Here is a 25,191-nt window from a genome sequence, read left to right on the forward strand (position 1 = left end):
CCGCGCCCGCGACCACCCGCCCCGGCCGCGCGCCGCACGGCCGGGGCGGGTGGGAAGGGTCAGGCGCGGGTCGGGATCCGCGGGACGGCGTCGACGAGGCGGCGGCTGTAGTCGTGCGCGGGTGCGCCGAACACCTGCGACGGGATGCCCAGCTCGACGACCTCCCCCGCCCGCAGGACCGCGACCCGGTCGGCGACCCCGTCGACGACGGCGAGGTCATGGCTGACGAACAGGCAGGCGAAGCCCAGCTCGCGCTGCAGCCCGGCGAACAGTTCCAGCACCTCGGCCTGCACCGAGACGTCGAGCGCGCTGGTCGGCTCGTCGGCGACCAGCAGCCGCGGTGACAGCGACAGCGCCCGGGCCAGCGCGACCCGCTGGCGCTGCCCGCCGGAGAGCTCGCCGGGGCGGCGCGCCGCGAACCCGCGGGGCAGGCGTACCGACTCCAGCAGGTCGCCGACCCGGTCGCGCAGCTCCGGACCGGGGCGGGCGCCGTGCACCCGCAGCGGCTCCGCGACGGAGTCGCCCACCGCCTGGCGCGGGTCCAGCGACGCCGCCGGGTCCTGGTGGACCATCGCCAGGCCGCGGCGCACCCGGCGCAGCCCGGAACGGGACAGGCCGGCGAGGTCGGTGCCGTCGAGCAGGACCCGGCCCTGCGCCGCCGGCAGCAGCCCGACGGCGGCGCGGCCGATCGTCGTCTTGCCGGAGCCGGACTCGCCGACGAGCCCGACGACCTCGCCGGGGGCGACGTCGAGGCTCACCGCGTGCGCGGCGCGGAACGCGGGCCTGCCGCGGCGCGCCGGATGCACGACCGTCAGGTCCTGCAACGACAGCACCGGGACCGGCCCCTCGGCCTCGCGCGGCGTGGGGACGGTGGCGCTCCGGGAGACCGCCGTCGCGGCACGTCCCCGGGGCCGGTCGGGCAGCGACGGCACCGCGGCCAGCAGCGCACGGGTGTAGTCGGTGGCGGGACGGTCGAACAGGTCGGCGACCGGGCGCTGCTCCACGACCCGGCCGCGGTGCAGCACCACGACCCGGTCGGCGAGCTCCGCGACCACGCCCATGTTGTGGGTCACCAGCAGGACCCCGACACCGGTGCTGTCGCGCAGGTCGCGCAGCAGCTCCAGGATCCGGGCCTGCACGGTGACGTCGAGCGCGGTCGTCGGCTCGTCGGCCAGCAGCAGGTCCGGCTCCCCGGCCAGTGCCAGGGCGATCACGACGCGCTGCTTCTGGCCGCCGGAGAGCTGGTGCGGATAGGCGCGCACGCGGCGTTCCGGGTCCGGCAGGTCGACCAGGCGCAGCAGCTCCACCGCGCGCCGGCGGGCCTGTGCGCGCGGCACCCGGGCGTGGGCACGGATCGCCTCGACGAGCTGCCAGCCGACCGTGCGCACCGGGTTGAGCGCGGTCTGCGGCTCCTGGAACACCATCGCGGCGCGGGTCCCGCGGACCCGGTCCAGCGCCTCCTCCGACGCACCGAGCAGCGGTTCGCCGGCGAGCTCGACCGAGCCGGTCGCCGTCGCGGCGTCGGGCAGCAGGCCGAGTACCGAGCGGGCCGTCAGGGTCTTGCCCGACCCGGACTCCCCGACCAGGGCGACGACCTCGCCGCGGCGCACGGTGAGGTCGACGCCGTCGACGGCGGGAGTGTCGCCGAAGGAGATGCGCAGGTCGCGCACCGTCAGCACGGGGCTCATCCGGCCACCCGCCGTCCCGCCGCGAGGGCCTGGGCGACGAGCAGGAACCCGAGCGTCAGCGTGGTGATTACGACCAGCGGGCCGAGCGCCATCGCCGGGTTGACGTCGAGGTACTGCACCGAGTCGGCGACGATCGACCCGAGCGACGGGTCCGGCGGCCGGACCCCGATCCCGATGAAGCTCATGGCGCTCTCCACGAAGACGGCGACGGACAGCGAGACCGCGACCTGCACCCCGGCGGGCTCGGCGGCGTTGGGGAGGACGTGGCGGCGCAACACCCACCAGCGCCCGGCCCCGACGACGGTGGCGGCCTCGACGTAGGGCGTCTCCCGGACGCGCAGCGCGGCGCCCCGCAGGAGCCGGCCGAAGATCGGGATCTCGGCGGCGACGATCACCACGACCACCGTCGTCGCGCCCGGCCCGAGCACCGCGGCCAGCGCGATGCCGAGGATCAGGACCGGGAAGGCGAGCAGCACGTCGAACACCCGCTGGGCGACGACGTCGACGGCCGCCGACAGGCTCGACACGAGCCCGACCAGTGCCCCCGTGACCGCGCCCAGGGGCACGGCCACAGCGATGATCCCGAGGTTCGCGAGGATGCCGTACAGGGTGCGGCTGAACACGTCGCGGTTGACCTCGTCCGTGCCGAGCCAGTGCGTCGCCGACGCGGGCAGCAGGTTCGCCCCCGGGATCTGCGCGAGCGGGTCGTAGGGCGCCAGCAGCGGTGCGGCGAGCCCGGCCAGGACCACGACACCGACGAGCACCGTGCCGACGAGCCCGCGTCCGCGCCGCAGCGCGGACAGCGGGTGCGGGCGGCGGGGGACGCCGGGCCGGGCCGCGGGGGCCGGGGCCGGGACGAGCCCGGTGGGGGCGGTGACGGTCATGCGTTCCCTCCGATCCGCACCCGCGGGTCCAGCGCGGCGTACAGGATGTCGGTGACCAGCTGGACGGCGACGAACACCGCGACCGAGAGCAGCAGCAGGACCTGCACCACCGGGTAGTCGCGACGGCTGATGCCCTGCTCGACGAGCTGCCCCAGGCCGGGCCAGGTGAAGATCAGCTCGACGAGCACGGCCCCGCCGAGCAGGTTGCCGACCTGCAGCCCCAGCACCGTGACGACGGTCGGGAGCGCGGCGGGCAGCGCGTGGGCGAGCACCAGGCGTCGTCGCGGCACGCCCAGCGCGCGGGCGGTGAGGACGTAGGGCTGCGCGAGCTCGGTGCGCAGCGACTCCACGACGAAGCGCGACAGCGCCCCCGCCACCGGCAGGGCCAGGCACACCGCGGGCAGCAGCAGGTACTGCCAGGTGATGCCGGGCCGGGCGAGGAACCCGTCCGGCGGCGTCCCGCCGGACGGGAGGACGGGCAGCGCGACGGCGAACACCAGCACCAGCGCCACACCGGTGACGAAAGTCGGCACGGCCAGGGCGAGGGTGGTGAACCCGGTGACGACGGTGTCGACCCAGCGGGCGCGCGAGAGCACCGCGGCGACGCCGACGACCAGCGACAGCACCACGGCCAGGACGAGCGCGGTGACGGCCAGCCAGAGCGTGTTCACCAGACCGGCCGCCACCAGGGTGCCGATCTCGCCGCCGATCAGGTACGACCGGCCCAGGTCCCCGGTGAGGACGTTCCCCAGCCACAGCACGTACTGCTCCCACACCGGCCGGTCGAGCCCGAGGGAGACCCGGATCGCCTCGACCACCTCGGGCGAGGCGTCCGGCCCGGCCAGCGTGGTCGCCGGGTCGCCCGGGACCAGTCGCAGCAGACCGAAGATCAGCACCGAGGCGAGGAACAGCACCGCGACCGCGGACGGCAGCCGGGAGACGACGAAGCGCAGCACCTCAGGCCGCCGTGAACGCGTCGGTGAGGTCGATCTCGGACCGCTTGGTCCAGCCGACGCCCTGGACCCGGTCCGAGGCGGCGAACTGGTTCAGCACGACCCCGATCTCGACGAGGAACAGGTGCTCGAGCAGCTCGTCGGACAGCGCCGTGTAGGCGCGGCCGAGGCCCGCGGTGTCGGTCGCGGGCAGCGTCCACGCGGTGGCGGCGGCGCGCTGGTAGTCGGGCGAGACGAACCGCGAGGCGTTCTTCTGCGCGTTGAAGGGGTAGGCGCTGACGGTCAGCGTCGACGGGGTGTGCTGGGCCCACGAGTGGAACGTCGTCCACAGCCCGGGGAACTGGGCGCCGATCAGCTGCTTCACGAACTGCGCGGCCTCGACCGGCTGCAGCGTGGTGGTGATGCCGATCTCGGCGAGGTTCGCCTGCACGATCTGCGCCACCGGCTCGTGGACGGGGTGGTTGGCCTGGAACGTCAGCGGCTGCGGCGGCACGGTGCCGACCTCCGCGACGAGCGCGCGGGCCCGGTCGAGGTTGCGGGAGTAGGTGGCGTTGCGGGCCTCGTCGTAGGCCGGGGAGCTCTTCGGCCACGGCAGGTTGACCGGGTAGCCGGAGCCGCGGAGCACCTCGTCGACGACCCGCTGCCGGTCGACGGCGTAGGCCACGGCCTGGCGGACCCGCACGTCGGACAGCCCGGGGGCGGTGACGTTCGCCCCGACGTAGGTCTGCAGCTCGGCGCCCTCCAGGGTGATCGCGTGGAAGCCCTCGGCCGCGTCGAGGGTCGCGATGTCGCGGAACGGGAGCCCGTTGACGACGTCGAACCGGTTCGACCGCAGGCCGGCCAGCAGTGCCTGGGCGTCGCCGCCGATGCTCAGCTCGACCCGGTCGAGGTAGGGCCGCTCGGGGTCGCGGAAGTGCTCGTTGCGCACGTAGGCGATCGAGGTGTTCGGGGTCCAGGACTCGAACCGGAACGGGCCGGTCCCGACGAACGCCTCGCCCCGCCCGAGCGCGTCGATGGTCTCGGAGTCCAGGATCGGGACGGTGTCGAGCAGGTCGAGGATGTTCGACAGGGGGTCCGCGAGGCCCAGCACCACCCGGTGCGGCTGCGAGGTGTCGAACGAGGTGACCGCGGCGGCGGTGCTGCGCAGCTGCGCGATCCACTTCGGGTCGGCGTAGGTGCGGATCGAGAACTCGACGTCCTTCGAGGTGAACGGCCGGCCGCGCTCGGTGCCGCGCCCGTGGAAGAACACGTCGTCGCGCAGCTGCAGGGTCACCGTGCGGCCGTCCGGGCTGATCTCCCAGGACGTCGCGAGCCGCGGCCGCGGCTCGAACTCGGTGTTCGGCCGGCGCACCAGGGTGTCGTAGACCAGGCCGACGGTGGTGGTGACGCCGTCGTTGGAGTTGGTGAGGAAGTTGCCGGGCACCAGGTCGGTCCGGACGGCCAGCTTCAGGGTCCCGCCGCGCACCGGCGCGCTCGCGGCGGCGTTCCCGGCGGCGCGGCGCTCGTCGACGGCGGAGGCGCACCCGGTCAGGCCCGCGCCGGCCGCGCCGGCGACCAGGGCACCGAGTCCGGCGCGGCGCAGCAGGCTGCGCCGGTCGAGCGGGGAGGTCAGGAGTCGGGGGGTCATCGGTGGTTCGCCTCTCGGGTGGTGGAGTCCGCGTCGCCGCGCGGCTGGGCCGGGACGGATGCGGCGACGGGGTGGTGGGGACCGCGCGCGGTGGCGCGGCGGGTGGTGCCGAGCGGGTCGGCGTAGACGGGACGCAGGCCCGCGGTGCAGGCGGCGACCGCCTGCAGCGCGGAGCCGAAGGTGCCCGCCTGCAGGCTGATCGGGGGGAGTGCGCTGGCGGCGGCGAAGCTGCGCGAGACGTGCGCGAGCCCGGCCCGGTAGGCGGTGAACGCCTGCCCGGCGAGGACGACGCGGTCGGGGTTGAGCACGTCGCGGACCAGGGCGACACCGCGGCCGAGTAGCGCGGCCCGCTCGGCGAGCAGGTCGTGGGCACGGCGGTCGCCGCCCTCGGCCGCGGTGACCACCTTCTCGATCACCGGCGCGTCGACGATGCCGGCCGCGTGCGCGGCGCGGGCGACCGCGGAGTCCCCCGCGGCGGCCTCGAGGCAGCCGGTGCGCCCGCAGTGGCAGGGCTCCCGGCCGAGCACGCCGTCCCCGCCGACGGGCAGGTGGCTGATGGTGCCCGGCCCGCCCGCGGGTGCGTGCACGTGGCCGTCGACGGTGAGGACGGCGCCCACCGCCTCGCGGGCGTAGATGTGCAGGGTGGTGCCGTCGTCGACGTGCGGGGACAGCAGCGACTCGGCCCCGGCCATCGCCTCGATCTGCGGGACGACGACGCCGGGCAGCCCGACGCGGTCGACGATGTCGGCGAGCGGGGCGGGGTCCCAGCCGAGCCGGGGGTGGCCGAACCGGTCGCGCTCGCCCGACACCTGACCGCCGACGACGAGGCCGACCTGCAGCACGGTGCGGCCCGGGCCGCGGGCGGCGAACCGCCGCAGCCGCGCGGCGAGGCCCGCCAGCGCCGTGCCGGGCTCGGAGTCGCGCGGGGTGGGCACGTCGGTCGCCGACAGCACGGTGCCCCGCAGGTCACCGACGGCGAGCGTGGTCCGGTGCAGGCCGACGTGCAGGCCGAGCACGCCGAACCGGTCGGTGTCGATCTCCAGCGGGATGCGGGGCCTGCCGACCGTGCCCGTGGGCACGAGGTCGGGCCGCTCGCGGACCACCCCGGCGGCGATGAGCGCGACGACCTGGCGGTTCACCGTCGCGTGCGACAGCCCGGTGGCGGTGACGAGCTCGTCGCGGAACACCACCCCGGCCCGCCGCACGGCGCCGAGCACCGCCGCGGCGGCGGGCACACCGGCCCCGGTGACCGGCTCGGGCGGCGCGGCGCGCACGACGGCGCGGCGGGTGGGACGGTGCCCCCCGACGTGGCGCCCGTGGTGCGGTCGGGCACGGGCCGACGGGCGGGTGGCCGGGTCGGCTGGTGCGGACGGGGGGTCGGGAGGGGGTCCGGGCGTGGTGGGGCCGGGCATCGGCGGTCCTCGGTGCGCGGGCCACGGCGCCGCGGCGGGCCCCTCGGTGGGGTCCGCGGCGCGCGGTGGCCGGGTGGTCCTGGGTGTCGGCGGGCCCCGTCCGGCCCGCAGGCGGCGGACGGTCGGGGCACGGCGGCGCCGGTGGGACGTGGACCCGGCGGGGCCGATCGATCGGGGTGCGCGGACCGGGCGGGACGGTGCGGCGGGACCGCGGTGCGGTGGCGCCGCGCCCGCTCCGGGGTCGCGGGACGCGTCAGGGCGTCGGGTTGCTCAGGCGGGTCGACAGAGCGCGGTCGCCGTGCGGCACAGGTCGACGTGGCGGCGCAGCACCAGGAAGGGCAGGACGCCGGTGACCAGGCCACGGCGCACGCCGGGCCGCGGCCCGGGGCGGTCGCGGTCGTCACTCACACCGGTGACGCTAGCAGCGGTCCGGAGACCGGGTCGACGCCTGGAATCACCGCAGCGGATCACATTGACAACCGCGGTCCGCGCGGTTCCGGCGCGGGGGTTGGGATCGGCGTGAGCGCAACCGTTGCCGCCGCCACGGGCGCCTCCCTACCGTCGTCGACGTGCCGGAGCCGTGGCGCCCCGCTCCCCCGCTCCGTCCGGAGTGGACGGGGAGCGGCCCGCCCGCCGGCGTCCTCCCGCCCCCTGCCGCCGCGACCGGCGTCCCCGGGCCGCCCGCACCCCCCGTCTGGAGATCCGATGACCCTGCAGGCCGAGAACCCCACCACCACCACCACCAACGCTCCCGCGCAGCCCGTCGTGCGCAAGGTCGGCGGGCGCATCGGCGCCCGCGTCGAGGGCGTCCGTCTGGGCGGCGACCTCGACGCCGCCACCGTCGCCACGCTGCGCGCGGCGCTGCTGGAGCACAAGGCACTGTTCTTCGGCGGCCAGGGCCACCTCGACGACGAGTCGCACCTCGCGTTCGTCTCGCTGTTCGGCAGCCCCACCACCGCCCACCCGACCGTCCGCGGCGAGAAGACCCACGTGCTGCCGGTCGACTCCGACCGCAGCAAGGCCAACAGCTGGCACACCGACGTCACCTTCGTCGACCGCATCCCCGCGATCAGCTCGCTGCGCACGCTGGACCTGCCGCCCTACGGCGGCACCACCGTGTTCGCCAACACCGGCGCCGCCTACGCGTCGCTGCCGCTGCCGCTGAAGAACCTGGTCGACGAGCTCTGGGCGGTGCACACCAACGCCTTCGACTACGCCCGCGACGCCGAGACCACCACCACCGCGCAGGACGACGACCGGATCGCCGCCTACCGCGCCGAGTTCCGCTCCACCACCTACGAGACCGAGCACCCGGTCGTGCGCGTCCACCCGGAGACCGGCGAGCGGGTGCTCGTGCTCGGCCACTTCGTCCGGGAGTTCGTCGGGCTGAACTCCAAGGAGTCCCAGACCGTCTACCACCTGCTCCAGGACCGGATCGTCCGGCTGGAGAACACGGTGCGCTGGAACTGGTCCGACGGCGACTTCGTGCTGTTCGACAACCGCGCGACCCAGCACTACGCCGTCGCCGACTACGACGACCACCACCGCGCGCTGCGCCGGATCACCCTGGCCGGCGACATCCCGGTCTCGCCCAGCGGGGCGCGCAGCGTCGTGCGCACCGGCGACTCCTCGCACTACACGAACTGAACCCCGCCCACCGGCCCGGCGCCCGCACCCGCGGACACCGGGCCGGTGCGCGTCACCCGTCCGCCCGCGCCCCACCGTCCCCGTCCCGGAGGTCCCGCCGTGCCCACCGACCCCCCGCCCCCCGCCCCCCGCGGCTACGCGGGGTTCGGCGGCACCGTCGGCCGCACCGCCGCGACCTCGACGCGCTGGTGGCCGCCCGAGCCCGAGCGGGTCCGGCGACCGAACGTCGTCGTGGTCGTCGTCGACGACATGGGCTACAGCGACATCGGCCCCTACGGCTCGGAGATCCCCACCCCGCACCTGGACCGGCTCGCCGAGGCCGGGCTGACCCTGGCCGAGCACCACACCGCACCGCTGTGCTCCCCCGCCCGGGCCGCGCTGCTGACCGGGCTCAACCCGCACCGCGCGGGCTACGGCTGGGTCGCCAACGCCGACCCCGGCTTCCCCGGCGTCCGCCTGGAGCTGGGCGACGACGCCGCGACCCTCGCCGAGCACCTGCGCGCCGGCGGTTACGCCACCTTCGCCGTCGGCAAGTGGCACCTGGTCCGCGACGCGGACCTCGCGCCCGGCCGCCCCCGCGGCTCCTGGCCGACCCGGCGCGGGTTCGACCGCTACCACGGCTCGTTGGAGGGGCTGAACTCCTTCTTCCACCCCAACCAGGTGACCGTGGACGAGCACGCCCTCGACGTCGACGAGTACCCGCCCGGCTACTACGTCACCGACGACCTCACCGAGCGGTCACTGGCGATGATCTCCGAGCTGCGTGCGCACGACGCCGACAAGCCCTTCCTGCTCTACCTCGCGCACGTCGCGATGCACGGCCCCCTGCAGGTACCGGCCGTCGACCTCGCCGCCCAGGAGGGCCGCTACGCCGCCGGGTGGGACGCCGTGCGCGAGGCGCGCTTCGCCCGCCAGCTCGACCGCGGCCTGTTCCCGGCCGGCACGCGGCAGGCCCCGCGCAACCCCGAACCCGGCTACGACGTGCCGCCGTGGGAGTCGCTCTCGCCCGACGAACGCCGCCGCTACGCCCGCTACATGGAGGTCTACGCGGCCATGGTGTCCACCGTGGACGCCTCGCTCGGCCGGGTCACCGCCCTGCTCGACGAGCTGGGCGAGCTCGAGGACACCATCATCGTGTTCACCTCCGACAACGGCGGCACCGCCGAGGGCGGCCCGGAGGGCACCCGCAGCTACCTCACCCGCTTCGTGCACCACCCCGTCCCCGGCGACTGGGAGCCCGACGTCGACCACGACGAGTCGCTCATCGGCTCCGAGGAGCTCGGCGTGCACTACCCGCGCGGCTGGGGCCAGGTGTCGAACACCCCGTTCCGCTTCTACAAGGGACAGACCTACGCCGGCGGGGTGCGGGTGCCGCTGCTGGTGTCCTGGCCCCGGGGTCTGCCCGCCGGCGGGGTGCTGCGCGACTACACCTACGTCACCGACCTGGTCCCGACGCTGCTCGCGCTGACCGGGGTGCCCCGGCTCGCCGAGCGCGCGGGCACGCCGACCGCCGAACCCGACGGCGTCGACCTGGGCGGGTTCCTGCGCGGCGAGGTGATCGCGAGCCCGCACCGCGAGCAGTACTCCGAGATGGGCGGGCACCGGGGGTTCTACCGCGACGGCTGGAAGCTGCTCGCCCGCCACGAACCCGGTGAGCGGGGCATCGACGACCCGGCCTGGGCGCTGTACGACGTGCGCACCGACCCCGCCGAGCTGGTCGACCTCGCCGCGGCCCACCCGCAGCGGGTCGCCGAACTCGCCGCGGCCTGGGAGCGCGCCGCCTGGGAGAACACCGTGTTCCCGCTGCTCGACCGCGGGGACCTGGCGGTGCGACGGCCGGGCGAGGCGCGCCTGACCGAGCCGGTGCGGATCCTGCCCGGCACCCCGGTGCTGGAGCGCTACCGGTCCGCGCAGCTCGTCGCGTTCCGGTCGTTCGACGTCGAGGTCGCCCTCGGCGGGCTCGCCCCGGGCGACGAGGGCGTCCTCGTCGCGCACGGTGACGCGTTCGGCGGCTACCTGCTGGCCGTCGAGGACGGGCGGCTGGTCGTGCTGCACAACGCGGGCGGGCGGGTGTCCACCGCGGACGGCCCGGCCCCGGCCGGGGCCCGCGCGGTCGTCCTGTCCGTGACGGCGAGCCCGGACCTGCGCTGGCACCTCGCCGTCTCCGCCGACGGGGCGCCGGTCGCCGCGCTGCCCGACCGGTGGGCGCTGACCGGGATGGCGCCCTGGACGGGCGTCTCCGTCGGCCGCGACGCCCGCGGACCGGTGTCCTTGGAGCTGCGACGGCGGCGCGGGATCTTCCGGTTCACCGGCGACCTGCGCTCGGTGACCTACCGGCCGGGGGCCCGCGTCGTGCCGGACGAGGTCGTCCGCGCGGTCACCGCCGAGGCCGCGTCCCGGGCGGACTGACCACTCGGCCGGGTGACGCAGTAGAACACAGACCCGCCCCGGATCCGCACGGAACCGACGAACCTCACCCACGCCTTCCGGATCCGTTCACCCGTTCGTATGGTCGATCGCGTGCGACACACCGGGGCGAGTCACGGCGACCTGCTGGTCGGCCGCATCTGGCTCGACCTCGGGTACCAGGCGGGCGCGACCTGTCCGGCCCGACGCGACCTCCCCTCCCGCCGCGTCCCGCTCCGAACAGGACACCCGTCGTGCAGACCGCCACATCGTGGGCCCCGCCCGTATCCGTCCGCCTGACCGCCGTCGACCGCGCCTTCGGTGCCGGTCCGGACCGCCGCGTCGTCCTCGACCGGGTCGAACTCGACGTCGCCGCCGGGGAGGTCGTCGCCCTGCTCGGCGCCTCCGGCTGCGGGAAGTCGACGCTGCTCCGGCTCGTCGCCGGGCTCGACCACCCCTCCGCCGGGGAGGTACGGGTCGACGACGACCCGGTCACCGGGGTGCAGGGCCGAGCCGCCGTCGTCTTCCAGGAGCCGCGGCTGCTGCCCTGGCGCACCCTCGCCGACAACGTCGCGTTCGGCCTGCCGGACCGCACGCCCCGGGCCGAGCGGGCCGACGCCGTCGCCCGCGCGCTGGACGCGGTGGGGCTCACCGAGTTCGCCGGGTACCGGCCACGGGCCGTCTCCGGCGGCATGGCCCAGCGGGCCGGGCTCGCCCGCGCGCTCGTCCGCACCCCCGGGGTGCTGCTGCTGGACGAGCCGTTCGCCGCGCTCGACGCACTGACCCGGCTGCGGATGCAGGACCTGGTCGACGACCTGCAGCGCGCCTCCGGGGCGACCGTGCTGCTCGTGACCCACGACGTCGACGAGGCCCTGCACCTCGCCGACCGGGTCGTCGTCCTCGGGCGGGCGGACCCCGACCGCGGTGCCGCGGTGGTGCACACGCTGCGTCCGCCGTCACCGCGCCCCCGCGACCGCTCCGACCCCGCCGCGGCGGCGCTGCGCGCGGACCTGCTGTCCCGCCTCGGCGTCCCCGCCCAGCACAGCCGTATCCCCACCCAGCGATGAACGGGAGACCGACCATGCGCCCGCTGCGCACCGTCCTGCCCGCCCTGCTCGCCCTGCTGCTGCTCGCCGGGTGCGCGGCCGGGGAGAACGCCGACGGCACCGTCGCCGGGGACGCCGGAGGCGGACCGGCCGCGGTCCGGCTGGACTACGCCTACTACAACCCCGAGAGCCTGGTGATCCGCGAGCAGGGCTGGCTGGAGCAGGAGCTCGGCCAGGACAACGTGCAGTGGGTGCTCTCGCAGGGGTCGAACAAGGCCAACGAGAACCTGCGGGCCGGGGTGATCGACGTCGGCTCGACGGCGGGCACCCCGGCGCTGCTGGCCCGCGCCAACGGCTCACCGATCCGCTCGATCGACGTCTACTCCCGGCCGGAGTGGTCCGCGATCGTGGTGCCCGCCGGATCGGCGATCACCGACCCGGCGCAGCTGCGCGGGCGCAAGGTCGCCGTCACCCAGGGCACCGACCCGTACTTCTTCCTGGTGCAGACCCTGGCCCGGGCCGGGCTCGACCGCGACGACGTCGAGATCGTGAACCTGCAGCACTCCGACGGGCGCACCGCGCTGGAGCGGGGCGACGTCGACGCCTGGGCCGGTCTCGACCCGTTCATGGCGCAGTCCGAGCTCTCCGCGGGGTCGCGGCTGATCTACCGCAACCTGGACTTCAACTCCTACGGGCTGCTCAACGCCACCGAGTCGTTCCTGGAACGCGACCCGGACACCGCGGCCGTCGTCGTGCGGGCCTACGAGCGGGCCCGGGCCTGGATCGCCGAGAACCCCGACGAGGCCGTGGCGACGCTGGCCCGGGCCGCGTCCATCGACCCGGCCGTCGCCCGCAAGCAGCTCACCGAGCGCACCCGGCTCGACATCGACCCGGTGCCCGGCCCCGACCAGCGGGCGGTACTGGAGCGACTGCTGCCGATCCTGGTGTCGGAGAACCTGGTCCGCTCCGAGAGCGATGCCCGGACCGCGCTGGACACCCTGTTCGAGCCGCGTTTCGCCGAGCAGGCCGCCGGTACCCGGTCGGACGGGAGCAGGCCGTGACCGTCGCCGGGGCCACCGGCACCCGCCGGACACCGGCTCCGGCGCAGCCGGGACCGGCCGCCCCGGACCGGCCGGCGCGTCGCAGGCTGCTCACCGGCGCCGCCGCCGGCCTCGTGCTGCCGGTCCTGCTGGTCCTCGGCTGGCACCTGCTCGCGGCGTCCGGACGGTTCTCCCCCGCGCAGCTGCCCGCCCCGCTGGACGTCGCCGCCGCGCTCGGCGAGCTCGCCGGACGCGGCGAGCTGTGGCAGCACGTCGCGATCAGCGTGCAACGGGTGCTGCTCGGTTTCGCCGCGGGCGCGGGGGCGGGTGTGCTGCTGGGCGGGCTCGTCGGGCTCTCCACCCGGGTACGGGCCCTCCTCGCCCCCACCGTGCAGGCGCTGCGTGCGGTGCCCTCGCTGGCCTGGGTGCCGCTGCTGCTCCTGTGGCTCGGCATCGGCGAGACCCCGAAGGTCACGCTCGTGGCGATCGGGGCGTTCTTCCCCGTCTACACGACGGTCGCGGCGGCACTCGACCACGTCGACCACCGGCTCCTCGAGGTCGGCCGCGCCTACGGTCGCTCGGGCCTGCGGCTGTTCCTGCAGGTGCAGCTGCCGGCGATCGCGCCGCCCGCGCTCGCCGGGCTGCGGCTCGGTCTCGCACAGGGCTGGCTGTTCCTGGTCGCGGCGGAGCTGATCGCGTCGTCGATCGGGCTCGGGTTCCTGCTGATCGACAGCCAGAACACCGGGCGCACCGACATCCTCCTGCTGGCGATCGTGCTGCTCGCGGTGCTGGGGAAGCTCACCGACGCGCTGCTCGGTCTGGCCGAGCGGGCGCTGCTGCGCCGCTGGACCTGACCCGCACCGCGGCCGGCAGCACCAGCGCGACGGCGGTCGCGGCGAACCCCGCGGCGCACCCGCCGGCGACGCCGTCGGGCCGGATCGAGCTGTACTCGGCGACCGTCGCCGGGTTCGGCCACCCCGACGACGCGGCCGCCCGTGGGATCTCCGACGGCGACCTCGTCCGGCTGCACAACGACCGCGGCGCCTGCCTGGCCGCGGCCAGGGTCACCGACGGCGTCCGGGCCGGGGTGGTGCAGCTCCCGACGGGGGTCTGGCTCGACCCGGTGGACCCGGCGGCGGCGCGACCGATCTGTGTGCACGGCGATCCGGACGTGCTCACCCGCGACGTCGGCACCTCACCGCCGGCCCACGGGTGCACCGGTCCCCGGGGTGACCCCCGCGGCCGGGTCAGGCCGGTGCCCACCCCCATGCCGGGGCCGACCGGAGGTGGGACCCGGGGGGCGGCGCTGCGGCCGGGTCTCAGCAGGCCCGACAGCCTGCGGAGAACACGGTCCCGTGGTCGATCACGCGACGTCGGGTGAGCCCGGCCGGCGCGGGCACCGGGCACGACGCGGCCGGGCGGCGGCGCGGTGCCGCGGGCCGGGTCGGGGTCGTCGTGTCCACACCGAAGAGTGAAACGTGCGGGCCGGGTACGGTCCAGCGACGAATCGGGATCGGTTCCGATCGCGGACCGCGATCGATGACGGCGCGGGTCACCCGGCACGCCACGTCGCGGCTCACGGCTCGGCACCGGTGGCGACCGGACGCGCCGGGTCGTTCGACCAGGCGGACCAGGAGCCCGGGAAGAGCGCGGCTCGCACCCCGGCCGCGGCGAGCGCCGCGACCTGGTGCGCCGCGGTGACCCCCGATCCGCAGTAGACACCCACCGGCCGGTCCGGGGCACCGAGCGCGGCGAAGCGGGCACGCAGCGCCGCGGGGTCGCGGAAGCGGCCGTCGGGGGCGAGGTTGTCCCCGGTGGGGGCGCTCACCGCGCCCGGGACGTGCCCGGCACGCGGGTCGACCGGTTCGGTCTCGCCGCGGTAGCGCTCCCCCGCGCGGGCGTCGAGCAGCAGCCCGTCCCGGGCCAGGGCGGCGGCGGAGTCGGCGTCGAGGACGGGCAGCGCGCCACCGGTGAGCACGACGTCGCCCGGTTCCGGGTCGGGCACCTCGCCGGACTCGACGGGCAGCCCGGCGGCGGACCAGGCGGCCAGGCCGCCGTCGAGCAGCCGGACGTCGTCGTGCCCGGCCCAGCGCAGCAGCCACCACGCGCGCCCGGCGGCGAGTCCCCCGGTGGCGTCGTACACGACGACCGGGCGGCCGGTCCGCACGCCCCAGCGCCGCGCCGCGGCCTGCAGGTCGGCGACGCCGGGCAGCGGGTGGCGGCCGTTGCGGGGGTCGTCGGAGTGGGCGGCGAGCTCGGTGTCCAGCGGCACGTAGACCGCGCCGGGCAGGTGCCCGTCGCGGTGGTGCTCGCGGCCGTGCGGGTCGCCGAGCGCCCAGCGGACGTCGAGCAGCACCGGTGGGGTGTCCCCCGCGAGCTCGGCGGCCAGCGACCGGGCGTCGACCAGCACCGACACCGCGGGCAGGGTCGCGGCGAGGTCGGCGTCGTCGAGGCCGTGCACGCCCGCCCCGTCGGCGACGGCGCGGCGCAGCCGGTCCGCGACCGCCGCGTTGCGCGGCGCGGTGGTCCCGTGCAGCGCGGCGAGCAGCACGATCTCGCCGTTGAGGAAATCGGTCTCCGGGCTCGCCCCGCGACGCAGGCTCTGCCAGGTGGACCTCCCGGCACCGACGGGGGCGCCGGGCACCGGGTGCACCACCGGTGAGCTCCGGTCCGGGGTGGACCCGGCCCGCGGATCGGCCGGGGTGATCCCGGCGGCCCGGTACACGTCGTGGGCCTCGGCGCGCAGCGCGGCCGCGGCCCGGTCGCGCAGCGGCGACGGCGGGTACAGCGCGTCGAGGGCGTTGCCCAGCACCAGCGGCAGCTTGCCCGCCTTCCAGCGCGGCACGTCGTCGACGACCCGGGTGGGGTGGCGGGCCGCGGTCAGGTCGGCGGCGATCTCCCCGGCGCGCGCGTCGCGGCCCGCCGGATACCGGCCGAGCCACACCAGCCCGGCCGCGGGCGCCCCGGGCGACACGACCTCGCCGGGGGTGACGTAGGTGGTCGGCGACCACACGACGGCGCCGTACACGGTCGCGAACCGGCGCAGCGCCGCCCGCTCGGTGTCCAGGCCGTTCTGCAGCACGACGACCGGCAGCGCCGCCGCGGCGGTGCGGCCGGCCACCGGGCGGGCGGCCCAGTCGGCCAGCGCCGCGTCGGCGTCCTGGGCCTTCGTGGCCAGCAGCAGCACGTCGTCGGGGCGCAGCGACACCTCGTCCCGCGCGGCGGCGGGCACGGCGACCCGCTGCTCCCCCTCGGGACGCAGGTAGCGCAGGCCACCGCGGAGCGCGTCGAGCTGCGCGCCGCGGGCGACGAGCACGACCTCGCGTCCGGCGAGGTGCAGCTCGGCGGCCAGCGTGGCGCCGACCGCGCCGGCGCCGACGACGACGTAGCGGGTCACCGCCCCATCCCCGGGACCTCGACTCGGGCCGGCCTCGACCCCGCGCGCAGCCGTTCCAGGAACAGCACCGCGGTGGCGGCGGCGGTGCGGTGGGTGGCGTCGTTGAGGGCGTCGTGCGCACCGCCCGCGACGCCGACCAGCTCCCCCTCCGGGAGGGCGGCGTAGAAGTCACGGACCGTGGCGAGCGGGCTGACCGCGTCGTCGGCACCGTGCAGGCCCAGCACCGGCACCGCGATCGCGGCGGGGCGGGCCCGGTCGGCCCAGCCGTCGGGCAGCGGGCCGGCCAGCTCGCCGCGACGGACGGTGTCGTCCGCGTCGAGGCGGCCTCGGTGGGCCGGGCAGGACGTGCGCAGCGCGAGCTCGTCGGCCCAGTCCGGTGTGCCGGATGTGGCGTGCAGCGGGAGCCCGGCGAGCACGAGGCCGTCGACACCCGCCCCGCCGTCGGCGACGAGCCCGGCCGCGAACAGGGCGCCGGTGTCGGAGCCGACCACCACCCGCGGCGGGGGGCCGGCCTCGCCGGGATCCTCGGACGGGGTGCGGTCGAGCAGCGAGCGGATCTGCCCGGCCGTGCGGGCGGCGTCGACGGTGGGGTCGCTGACCGCCCAGACGCGGTAGCCGTCGGCGGCGATGCGCCGGCCGAACCGCTCGTAGACCGCGGCGTGCTCGCCGCGGCCCGGGACGACGACGACGGTGCCGCGCGGGCGGATGCCCTCGGGCTCGGTCCAGGACGCGAGGACCGGGGTCGTGCCGAGTGCAGTCATGGGGAACTCATCTCCTTCTCGGGTGATGCCGGGGACACCGGTCCGTGCGGGGTCCGGCGGAGGGCGGACGGGAGCCGCACGAGGGACGGGTCGCGGTGGACCGGTGGTTCAGCGGACCGGACAGGCCGCGGAGCAGACGGTGCCGTGGTCGACGACCCGGCGACGCGTGAGCCCGCCGTCCCGGCGCGCGACGCCGGCCGGCACGGACCGGCCGGGGGTCGCGGAGCACGGGCGGGCCATGCCCACCATCACAGACGCCCGGGGCCGCCGGGTCCAACGACGAATGCGCATCACAACCGATCGCGATCCGCGATCGTTCTGGGTAGCCTCGGGACCGTGCCCGCCGTCCTCGACATCACCGCGCTGCGGAGCATCGTCGCCGTCGCCGACCAGGGCGGTTTCCACCGCGCCGCGCAGGCCCTGATGCTGTCGCAGTCCGCGGTCAGCCAGCACGTGCGGCGCCTGGAGAAGGCCGTCGGGCGCCCGCTGGTCCGCAAGGACGGCCGGGTCAGCCGGTTCACCCCGGAGGGCGAGGCGCTGCTCGGTGAGGCCCGCCGCATCCTGGCCGCCCACGACGACGCGCTGCGCCGCCTCGGCGTCGGTGACACCCGCGAGTCGCTGGTGCTGGGGTCCACCGAGCATGCCGCGGACGAGCTGCTGCCCCGTGTGATGGAGCGGCTGCAGGACGTGTTCCCGGGCACCGCGGTGCGCTTCCGCCTCGACCGCTCCAGCCGGCTCAACGACGCCGTCGACCGCGGCACGCTGGACCTCGCGATGTACATCGGCGACGTGGTCGACGGGCCCGGCGTGGCCGCCGGGGCGATCCCGCTGACCTGGTACGCGGCGCCGGGCTGGCGCCGCCCCGCGGACGGCCCCGTCCCGTTGGTCGTGATCGACTCGCCGTGCACCATCCGGCGCCGCGCCCTGCAGACGCTGTCCGCCGCCGGGATGGCCGCGACCGTCGTCGGGGAGGCCGCCTACCTGGCCGGCGTGCTGAACGCGGTGCGCGGCGGGCTCGGGGTCGCGCTCGTCGCCGGACTGGGCGACCCGCCCGAGGGCCTCGAGCCGTGCGCGGACCTGCCGGGCGCCCCGTCGGAGCCGCTGCACCTGCGTGCCCGGCCCGGGGCCGACCCCCGCCTGGTCGAGACGGCGGCGGCCGCGCTGGCTGCGGTGCTCTCGCCGGCCGGGGACCATCCGCCCCCGGCCGGCTGACGGGCTGCTCACGCGAAGCTCCCGGTCAGGTACTTCTCGAACGGGTGCGGCCCGACCGTCTCCGGGTGCAGGGTCCGGTCGTAGAGCGGGGTGTAGCCCGCGGTGAGGCAGAGGTGGCGGGCCTCGGGGTGGCGCGGGCCGGTCGTCAGGTGGACGCGCCGGTAGCCGCGGGCGGCGCTCGCGCTCTCCAGCTCGGTGAGCACCCGGCGGGCGAGGCCGCGGCGCCGGTGCGCCGGGCCGGTCCAGATCCGCGTGAGCTCGGCGGTGTCGGAGTCCCGCCGGCGGAACGCGCCCCCGGCGACGGGGGTGCCGCCGTCGACCAGCAGCACCAGACCGCCGGACGGCGGGGCGAAGCCGCTCGCCTCGCGGGCGGTGCCGGCGTCGGGGTCGCCGAGGGCGTGCCCCTGGTGGGCGTGGTGGGCGCCGTGCTCGCGGTCGAGCTCGACGAACATCGGGCGGACGAGCGGGTCGGTGGGGGCGACCCAGCGGACCTCCGGGCCGGCGGAGGTGGGCGGGGTGGGGTGGAGCGCGGTCACGGGCGGGCCTCTCGGGTGCGGGCGCTGCCGTCGGGCAGGCGGGGGCCGGCCGTCCGCGGTGGCGGGCGGTCCGGTGCGGGGCACGGGTGAGGTCAGCGACAGAGCGCGGTGCCGGTGCGGCACAGATCGACGTGGCGGCGACGGACCCAGCGCAGCCGGATCCGGGCCCGCTGCCCGGCGTCGGGCCGGGGGCCGGCGTGGCGGCGGGCCATCGGGGTCTCCCATCGGACCCGGCGGTGGCACCCTGCCCCGTGACGGGGCGGGTGTGCTGCGGCGTCGACGAGCCGGGACTCCCGGCCGCTCCGGGTGGACTGCGCCAACGGGAACCGAAGCACCGATCGGGTGTCGAGCCCCACGTCCGGCCGGTCGCACGGGTTCCGGCGGACGGCGCGCCGGGCCGCGGGCACAGCGCCGGGCGGGCCGTCCGCACGCGAGGCGCGGACGGCCCGTCCCGGGCGGGAGCACCGGGGGCGGGTCAGGCGGCGGCCTCCTTCACGGCCGCCCCGACCCGGGCCCGCAGCTCGGCGAACTCCGGCGAGCCGCGCAGCTCCTCGGCGTCCACACCGGACCGCGGCAGGTCGATCCGCAGGTCCAGCGCGATCCGCCCCGGGCGGGCGGTGAGCACCACGACCCGGGACCCGAGGAACACCGCCTCGTCCGCGGAGTGGGTGACGAACACACTGGTCCGGCCGGTCTCGTGACCGACCCGGCGCACGTCGTCCTGCAGCCGTTCGCGGGTGAGCGCGTCGAGCGCGCCGAACGGCTCGTCGAGCAGCAGCAGGTCCCGGTCCGCGGCGAGCGCGCGGGCGATCGCGACGCGCTGCTGCTGACCGCCGGAGATCTCCCAGGTCCGCCGGTCCGCGACGCCGGTCAGCCCGACCCGCTCCAGCAGCCCGTCGCGGGCGACGGCGCGGTCGGCCGGCGCGACACCGGCGTAGGTCAGCGCGAGGTCGACGTTGCCGCCGACGGTGCGCCAGGGGAACAGCCGCGGCTGCTGGAACACCACGCCCGCACCGACCCCCGGCTCGGGCGCCCGTCCGGCGACGGCGAGGGTGCCGTCGGTGGGCCGCTCGAACCCGGCGACGAGCCGCAGCAGGGTGGACTTGCCGCAGCCCGACGCCCCGACCAGCACCAGGAACTCGCCGGGCTGCACGGTCAGGTCGAGCGGGCCGAGTGCCTGCACCCGTTCCCGGCGGCCCGGGTAGGAGTGCCCGAGCCCGGACGCCACGATCGCGGGTGTCCCGGTGCCGGTCCGCGCACCGGTCTCGGTGTCAGCCCGCGGCGAGGACATCCGGGAGCCCCTTCGTGTAGATCGCCCGCTGGAAGGTCGCGAGGTCCGGCGCGGCCGGGATCTGCTTCTGCCCGGCGAGGAACTGCGCGGCGCTCTGCAGGTTCTGGGCGAGGTTGCCCGGGGTGCCGTCGGTGCCCAGCCACTCGGCCGAGGTCAGCTGCTGCGGGGACAGGAACACCCCCTGCTTCAGCTGCGCCGCGGCCTCCTCGGGGGTGGCACCGATCTCCGCGGCGACGGCCTGCGCCGCGGCCTGCGGGTCGGTACGGACGGTCTCCAGCGCACGGGCCTCGACCTTGCGCCAGGCGTCGACGACCTCGGGGTGCTGCTCGGCGAACGGCGTCGAGACGACGCCCAGGTCCAGGGTCGGCTTGCCCGCGGTGGCCAGCTCACGGCTGGTCACCAGGGTCTTCCCGGTCTTGCGCAGCTGGTCCAGGGTCGGCAGCCAGGTGTAGACGGCGTCGACGTCGCCGCGCTCCCACGCGGCCAGCGCGGCCTGCGGCTGCAGGTCGATCAGCTGCACGTCGGCGGGCTGGAGACCGGCCCGCTCCAGGGCGGCGAGCAGGCTGTAGTGCGAGGTGGACGCGAACGCGGTGGCGATCCGCTTGCCGCGCAGCCCGGCCACGTCGGTGATCCCGGTGGCGTTGCGGGCGACGAGCGCCTCGTTGTCACCGGCGACGTCGAGCACGAACGCGACCTGGTACGGGATGTTCAGCGGGGCGGACAGGCCGCGGGCGACCGGGCTGGACCCGATCGCGCCGAAGTCCAGCTCGCCGGCGACGAACGCGGTGTTGATGTCGGCGCCGGAGTCGAACTTCGTCCACTGCACGTTCCAGTCCGGCAGCGCCTCCTCCAGCCACCGGTTGTGCTTGGCGACCAGGTCGCCGCTGGGGAAGCTCTGGTAGGCGATGCGGATGGTCGGCTTGCCGGAGTCCTGCCCGGCGGGGCCGACGGCGCAGCCCGTGAGGACGGTCAGCGCCAGCAGGCCCACGAGCAGTGCGGTCAGTCGGGTGCGGATGGTCATGCTCGTCCCCTCCACGGAACGGTGCGGCGCTCGACGGCGCGCAGCAGCGCGTCGATCACCAGGCCGGAGATGCCGATCGCGAAGATGCCCACGAGCACGACCGGGGTGTTGTTGTAGTTGCTGGCGTCCTTGACCATCCCGCCGATGCCGGGGATGCCGTTGAACAGCTCGGCGGCGACGACCGAGGAGTAGGCGATGCCGACGGCCAGCCGGATGCCGGTGAAGGTCTCCGGCAGCGCCGAGGGCACGATGACGTCCCGCACGACCTGGGCGCGGGTGGCGCCGAGTGCCCGGGCGGCCTCGACCAGCCCCAGCGGGGCGGCGGCGACCGCCGCGGTGGTCGCGACGGCGGCCGGCGGGAACGCGGCGAGCGCGAGCAGGGTGACCTTGGGGGCCTCGTCGATGCCGAGCCAGATGACCAGCAGGAAGAAGTAGGCCAGCGGCGGCAGCGCCCGCAGGAAGGTCAGCCACGGCTCCAGGACCCGGCGGACCCAGCCGACGGTGCCCATGAGCAGGCCGACCAGCACCCCGGCGACCACGCCGAGGACCACGCCGGCCAGCACCCGGCGCAGGGTCATGTAGAGGTGCTCCCACAGCAGGTAGCCGCCGTAGCCGCGGGTCCCGTCGTGGGTGGTCGAGACCTCCACGAACGCGCGCCACACCGTCGACGGGTACGGCACGAAGGTCTCGTTCCAGACGCCGCTCGCCGCGGCGACCTGCCAGACGACGAGGAAGACCAGCACCGACAGGACGGGCAGGGCCGCGGTGCGGGGGTCGAACCGCGGGCGGCGTGGGGACGGGGGTGCGGCGCGGGCCGCCCCGGACGGGGTGTCGGTGGACGCGGACACGGTGGACCTCTCGGCGGGCACGGGGCGCGGACCGGCGCCGGGGTGGCCGGGCCGGTGTGTCCGCGCGCGGACGGCGTGCCGGGCGGGCCGCGGGTGCGGGCGTCGGGCACGGGTGCGCGGACGAGGGCTCCGTCGTCGGAGGGCTCGCCGGTCACGGGTCGGATGCGGGTCGCCCCCGCCCGGGGCCCGCGGGAGCGGGGGCCGGGCGTCCGGCACGGCCGGACGGGGCGTGCACGGTCAGCGGGGGCCGACCGTGCACAGGGGACGGCGGCCGGGCGTCGTCCGCCCTGTCGTCGTCCACTGCAGCACGGTGCAACAGGTACCGGACGAACGGTGCCCGGACAAGGACGGACCCGTTGTCACGAACACCACGCACCGCCCCCGTAACACCGGACGGCCGGGCGGGGTCTCCCGACCGGTGGGACGGCGCCCCGCGTTGTCCGGACGGAGCCCGCTCCCCGTCCACCGGACGGGACGGGACGGGATCGGGCGTCCCCGTGCCGCCCCGGGTGCCGGTCGGACACGATCGGTCCCGACCCCCGCCGGCCGACCGGCCCGCGGTCCCGGACCCCCGCGGCGGCCGGGACCGGGGCGGGTCAGGCCGCGGCGACGAACCCGGCCGCGCGGCCGGCGTCGGCGGGCCCCCACAGGGTCGTCGACACCTCACGCCGCACCAGCGGGACCACCTCGGTCGCGAACCGGGTCAGCACCTCGTGCTGGCGCTCGTAGGGCAGCACCGGGTTGACCGACACCGACTGGACGTCGTGGCCGTAGGCGGCGTGGTAGTCGAGGATCTTCGCCGCGACCCGCTCCGGGCTCCCGACCAGCGCCGGACCGTGCGCCACCGCCTCCTCGACGGTCGCGAACGAGGTGGCCTTGCCGGGGCGGTCGTCGCCGGCGTGCGCGGCGCGCATCCTCGCCGCGAACCCCTCGTAGACCGGGCGGTACTCGGCGATCGCCTCGGCGTCGCCGTCGGCGAGGAACAGCCCGCCCGAACCGGAGCCGACGTAGCCCCGCGCCGGGTCGTGGCCGTGCTCGGCGAGCTTCTCGCGGTAGCGGTCGATGAGGACCTTGTAGTTCTCCCGGGGCTGCAACGCGTTCGCGGAGAAGATCGGGTCGCCCCAGCGGGCGGCGAGGTCGACGGCGGTGGTCGACGTCGCCGAGCCGTGCCAGATCCGGAACGGGCCCGCGAACGGCCGCGGGAACGTGGTGACCCCGGTCAGGTCGGCGTGGTGGGTGCCCGTCCAGTCCACCCCGTCCTCGCGCAGCAGGCGGCGGAGCAGCTCGTAGTTCTCGGCGAGGTACTCGTACTGGCGACCCAGCTCGAGCCCGAACATCGGGAAGTGCCGGTCCTCGTTGCCCTTGCCGATCACGATCTCCAGCCGGCCGCCGGAGAGCTGGTCGACCGTCGCGTAGTCCTCGGCGACGCGGACCGGGTCGAGCAGCGACAGCACCGTCACCCCGGTCGAGAGCAGGATCCGGGAGGTGGCCTGGGCGATCGCGCCCAGCAGCACGGTGGGCGAGGACGAGACGAACTCACCGGCGTGCCGCTCGCCGACGGCGTAGGAGTCGAACCCCAGCCGCTCGGCGAGCACCGCGGTGTCCACCACCCGGCGCAGCCGCTCGTGGGTGTCGACGATCTCGCCGGTCACCGGGTGCGGGGAGTGCGGAACGATGTCGAGAACCTGGAACCTCATGGGAAGCACCGCCTCGCGCGCGGGAGCACCGCACGCGTCGTCACCGGACGTGCCGGGTGGGGCCGGGCGCCGGCGGAGCGTGGGTGCGCCGGGGGCGTCGCGGCCGGACCGGGCCGTCCGCGGGCCCGCGGACGGGCGGCGCGGCGGGGCGGCCGGCACGGCCTCGACGGTAGCAAGCCACGCCGGGGTTGCGCCCCCGTCGTGGGCGGGGCGACGATCGGAGGGCGACCGGCGTCGCCCCGGGCCGGACGTGCCCGCGGCGCACCGCCCGAGCCCGCACCCCGGTCCGCCCGCGTCCCGCGCCGGGCCCGCCGGGAACGGACACCGTCGCCCGGCCCGGTCGTCGCCACCGCCCCGGGCACGTCCGGAGGTGTGCCGCCGTGCCCGTTCCCCTGTCCGTCCTCGACCTCTCCCCGGTACCGGCAGGCTCGACCGTCACCGATGCACTGCGCGACACCCTCGACCTGGCCCGCTCCGCCGAACGGGCCGGCTACGCCCGGTTCTGGCTCGCCGAGCACCACCTCAACCCGGGCGTCGCGGGGGCCTCGCCCGCCGTCCTGATGGGCGCCGTCGCCGCCGCGACCGCCACGATCCGGGTCGGCTCGGGCGCGGTGCAGACCGGGTACCGGACCCCGCTGTCGGTGGTGGAGGACTTCGGGACCCTCGACGGTCTGCACCCCGGCCGGATCGACCTCGGCCTGGGCCGCTCCGGCGGGTCCCGGCTCCCGTCCCGCGAACCGGACGGGCGCGGCGACCGGGTCGTCGACGGGGTACTGATCCCCGCCCCGGTGTCGCTCGCCGCGATCGCGTCCTCGCCCCGGTTCCGCGCCCAGGCGGCGGCGCTGCGCCAGCCCGGCGCGCAGGTGCCGCCCTACGAGGAGTTCCTCGACGCCGTCGACGGGCTGATCACCGGCACCTGGACACCGGGTGGGGTCGAGGTCCGCGCCGTCCCGGGCGAGGGAGCCGCCCTGCAGACCTGGGTGCTCGGGTCCAGCGGCGGGGAGAGCGCCGTCCTCGCCGGGCGCCGCGGGCTGCCGTTCGCGGCGAACTACCACGTCAGCCCGGCGACGGTGCTCGACGCGGTGGCCGCCTACCGGGAGGCGTTCCGTCCGTCGGACCGGCTGGGACGCCCGCACGTGATGGTGTCGGCCGACGTCGTCGTGGGCACCGACGACGCGCACGCCGCCCGGATCGCGGAGGGCTTCGGACCGTGGGTCCACAGCATCCGCACCGGGGCGGGCGCCATCCCCTACCCGCGCCCCGAGGACGCCGACGCGCTCCCGGCCGACCCGGCGCTCGTGACCGACCGGGTCGCGACCCGCTTCGTCGGCGGCCCGGCCACCGTGGCCGACGGCCTGGACCGGCTGCGCGCAGTCACCGGCGCCGACGAGCTGCTCCTGACCACCATCACCCACCGGCACGCCGACCGCGTCGCGTCCCAGGAGCTGCTGGCGGACGAGTGGGCCCGCCGCGGCTGACATCCCATCCCGCGGGAGGCGGTCCGCACATCCCCGGTGACGTTTCCCGCGGAACGGACGTCGCTTTGTCACGGTCCGGACGGCGTGGTCACCTGGTGGCATGAGCACCGGTCGGCGCATCCCGTCACGCACGGTGGTCGTCGATCCGGGCCGGGACCTGACCCGGCGCCGCCACGTGGACCTGCTGCGCCTCGCCGGCGGCACCTGTCGCTGACCGCGGCCGCCGCGCCGTCCCCGCCCGTGCCGC

General features: G+C 76.6%; 22 protein-coding genes. 9 read left to right on the top strand and 13 right to left on the bottom strand.

The features are described 5' to 3' along the window. Positions 1–59 precede the first annotated feature (59 nt). The 6 genes from WHI96_RS09505 to WHI96_RS09530 all read right to left on the bottom strand — a co-directional run bounded on the left by WHI96_RS09505 (position 60) and on the right by WHI96_RS09530 (position 6,972). Positions 60–1,688 carry a dipeptide ABC transporter ATP-binding protein gene (locus WHI96_RS09505; RefSeq protein WP_345651994.1) on the bottom strand — a complete coding sequence of 543 codons (1,629 nt, stop codon included), beginning with the start codon at positions 1,686–1,688 and terminating at the stop codon, positions 60–62. Further along, positions 1,685–2,572, bottom strand: a complete 888-nt coding sequence (locus tag WHI96_RS09510) for an ABC transporter permease (protein WP_345651991.1) — start codon at positions 2,570–2,572, stop codon at positions 1,685–1,687. The genes WHI96_RS09505 and WHI96_RS09510 overlap by 4 nt, the downstream gene beginning before the upstream one ends. After that, entirely contained in the window at positions 2,569–3,528 is a 960-nt protein-coding gene (locus tag WHI96_RS09515) for an ABC transporter permease (RefSeq protein WP_345651988.1), read from the bottom strand. Before WHI96_RS09515 ends, WHI96_RS09510 begins: the two co-directional genes overlap by 4 nt. 1 nt (position 3,529) lies before the next feature. Further along, on the bottom strand, positions 3,530–5,152 hold the full coding sequence (locus tag WHI96_RS09520; protein ID WP_345651985.1) for an ABC transporter substrate-binding protein: 1,623 nt from the start codon (positions 5,150–5,152) through the stop codon (positions 3,530–3,532). Further along, a complete protein-coding gene (locus tag WHI96_RS09525) occupies positions 5,149–6,564 on the bottom strand; it encodes an ROK family protein (RefSeq protein ID WP_345651982.1) in 1,416 nt (471 codons plus the stop codon). The genes WHI96_RS09520 and WHI96_RS09525 overlap by 4 nt, the downstream gene beginning before the upstream one ends. 270 nt (positions 6,565–6,834) lie before the next feature. Continuing rightward, positions 6,835–6,972 (bottom strand): putative leader peptide, encoded by a 138-nt coding sequence (locus tag WHI96_RS09530; RefSeq protein WP_345651979.1) that lies wholly within the window; start codon positions 6,970–6,972, stop codon positions 6,835–6,837. Between the two features lie 297 nt (positions 6,973–7,269). Between WHI96_RS09530 and WHI96_RS09535 the strand changes: the two genes are divergently transcribed. The 6 genes from WHI96_RS09535 to WHI96_RS09560 all read left to right on the top strand — a co-directional run bounded on the left by WHI96_RS09535 (position 7,270) and on the right by WHI96_RS09560 (position 14,084). Further along, complete coding sequence (locus WHI96_RS09535; RefSeq protein ID WP_345651976.1) at positions 7,270–8,211, top strand: TauD/TfdA dioxygenase family protein; 942 nt, start codon at positions 7,270–7,272, stop codon at positions 8,209–8,211. A 99-nt stretch (positions 8,212–8,310) separates the two neighbouring features. Then, entirely contained in the window at positions 8,311–10,620 is a 2,310-nt protein-coding gene (locus tag WHI96_RS09540) for an arylsulfatase (protein WP_345651973.1), read from the top strand. A 251-nt stretch (positions 10,621–10,871) separates the two neighbouring features. Further along, positions 10,872–11,684, top strand: coding sequence for an ABC transporter ATP-binding protein (locus tag WHI96_RS09545; RefSeq protein ID WP_345651970.1), 813 nt, complete (start codon positions 10,872–10,874; stop codon positions 11,682–11,684). After that, positions 11,681–12,724 (top strand): aliphatic sulfonate ABC transporter substrate-binding protein, encoded by a 1,044-nt coding sequence (locus tag WHI96_RS09550; RefSeq protein ID WP_345651967.1) that lies wholly within the window; start codon positions 11,681–11,683, stop codon positions 12,722–12,724. Before WHI96_RS09545 ends, WHI96_RS09550 begins: the two co-directional genes overlap by 4 nt. Continuing rightward, positions 12,721–13,557 carry an ABC transporter permease gene (locus WHI96_RS09555; protein ID WP_345651964.1) on the top strand — a complete coding sequence of 279 codons (837 nt, stop codon included), beginning with the start codon at positions 12,721–12,723 and terminating at the stop codon, positions 13,555–13,557. The genes WHI96_RS09550 and WHI96_RS09555 overlap by 4 nt, the downstream gene beginning before the upstream one ends. 89 nt (positions 13,558–13,646) lie before the next feature. Further along, positions 13,647–14,084, top strand: coding sequence for a molybdopterin dinucleotide binding domain-containing protein (locus WHI96_RS09560; RefSeq protein ID WP_349302363.1), 438 nt, complete (start codon positions 13,647–13,649; stop codon positions 14,082–14,084). Positions 14,085–14,279: 195 nt separating this feature from the next. On the opposite strand, the gene WHI96_RS09565 is transcribed toward WHI96_RS09560, so the two are convergent. Beyond that, positions 14,280–16,100 (bottom strand): rhodanese-like domain-containing protein, encoded by a 1,821-nt coding sequence (locus tag WHI96_RS09565; protein WP_345651962.1) that lies wholly within the window; start codon positions 16,098–16,100, stop codon positions 14,280–14,282. Beyond that, positions 16,097–16,861 (bottom strand): alpha/beta hydrolase, encoded by a 765-nt coding sequence (locus WHI96_RS09570; protein WP_345651959.1) that lies wholly within the window; start codon positions 16,859–16,861, stop codon positions 16,097–16,099. The genes WHI96_RS09565 and WHI96_RS09570 overlap by 4 nt, the downstream gene beginning before the upstream one ends. A gap of 336 nt (positions 16,862–17,197) precedes the next feature. Here WHI96_RS09570 and WHI96_RS09575 point away from each other — a divergent pair, with 336 nt between their 5' ends. After that, entirely contained in the window at positions 17,198–18,073 is an 876-nt protein-coding gene (locus tag WHI96_RS09575; protein WP_345651957.1) for a LysR family transcriptional regulator, read from the top strand. Positions 18,074–18,081: 8 nt separating this feature from the next. Here the strand turns inward: WHI96_RS09575 and WHI96_RS09580 are convergent, their stop codons facing one another. The 5 genes from WHI96_RS09580 to WHI96_RS09600 all read right to left on the bottom strand — a co-directional run bounded on the left by WHI96_RS09580 (position 18,082) and on the right by WHI96_RS09600 (position 23,466). Then, on the bottom strand, positions 18,082–18,609 hold the full coding sequence (locus WHI96_RS09580) for a GNAT family N-acetyltransferase (protein WP_345651954.1): 528 nt from the start codon (positions 18,607–18,609) through the stop codon (positions 18,082–18,084). Between the two features lie 475 nt (positions 18,610–19,084). Continuing rightward, positions 19,085–19,900 (bottom strand): ABC transporter ATP-binding protein, encoded by an 816-nt coding sequence (locus tag WHI96_RS09585; protein WP_345651951.1) that lies wholly within the window; start codon positions 19,898–19,900, stop codon positions 19,085–19,087. Beyond that, positions 19,881–20,921 carry a taurine ABC transporter substrate-binding protein gene (locus WHI96_RS09590; RefSeq protein ID WP_345651948.1) on the bottom strand — a complete coding sequence of 347 codons (1,041 nt, stop codon included), beginning with the start codon at positions 20,919–20,921 and terminating at the stop codon, positions 19,881–19,883. The genes WHI96_RS09585 and WHI96_RS09590 overlap by 20 nt, the downstream gene beginning before the upstream one ends. Continuing rightward, entirely contained in the window at positions 20,918–21,769 is an 852-nt protein-coding gene (locus tag WHI96_RS09595; protein ID WP_345651945.1) for an ABC transporter permease, read from the bottom strand. Before WHI96_RS09595 ends, WHI96_RS09590 begins: the two co-directional genes overlap by 4 nt. A gap of 596 nt (positions 21,770–22,365) precedes the next feature. After that, positions 22,366–23,466, bottom strand: a complete 1,101-nt coding sequence (locus tag WHI96_RS09600; protein WP_345651942.1) for an LLM class flavin-dependent oxidoreductase — start codon at positions 23,464–23,466, stop codon at positions 22,366–22,368. A gap of 380 nt (positions 23,467–23,846) precedes the next feature. Here WHI96_RS09600 and WHI96_RS09605 point away from each other — a divergent pair, with 380 nt between their 5' ends. Both WHI96_RS09605 and WHI96_RS09610 read left to right on the top strand, forming a co-directional pair. After that, positions 23,847–24,944: an LLM class flavin-dependent oxidoreductase gene (locus WHI96_RS09605; protein ID WP_345651939.1), complete on the top strand. Its 1,098-nt coding sequence runs from the start codon at positions 23,847–23,849 to the stop codon at positions 24,942–24,944. 100 nt (positions 24,945–25,044) lie between these two features. Further along, positions 25,045–25,158, top strand: coding sequence for a putative leader peptide (locus WHI96_RS09610; RefSeq protein WP_345651936.1), 114 nt, complete (start codon positions 25,045–25,047; stop codon positions 25,156–25,158). The last annotated feature ends 33 nt before the right edge of the window (positions 25,159–25,191 follow it).

It is taken from the genome of Pseudonocardia tropica, from assembly GCF_040105315.1.
In the GTDB taxonomy this organism is placed as follows: domain Bacteria; phylum Actinomycetota; class Actinomycetes; order Mycobacteriales; family Pseudonocardiaceae; genus Pseudonocardia; species Pseudonocardia alni.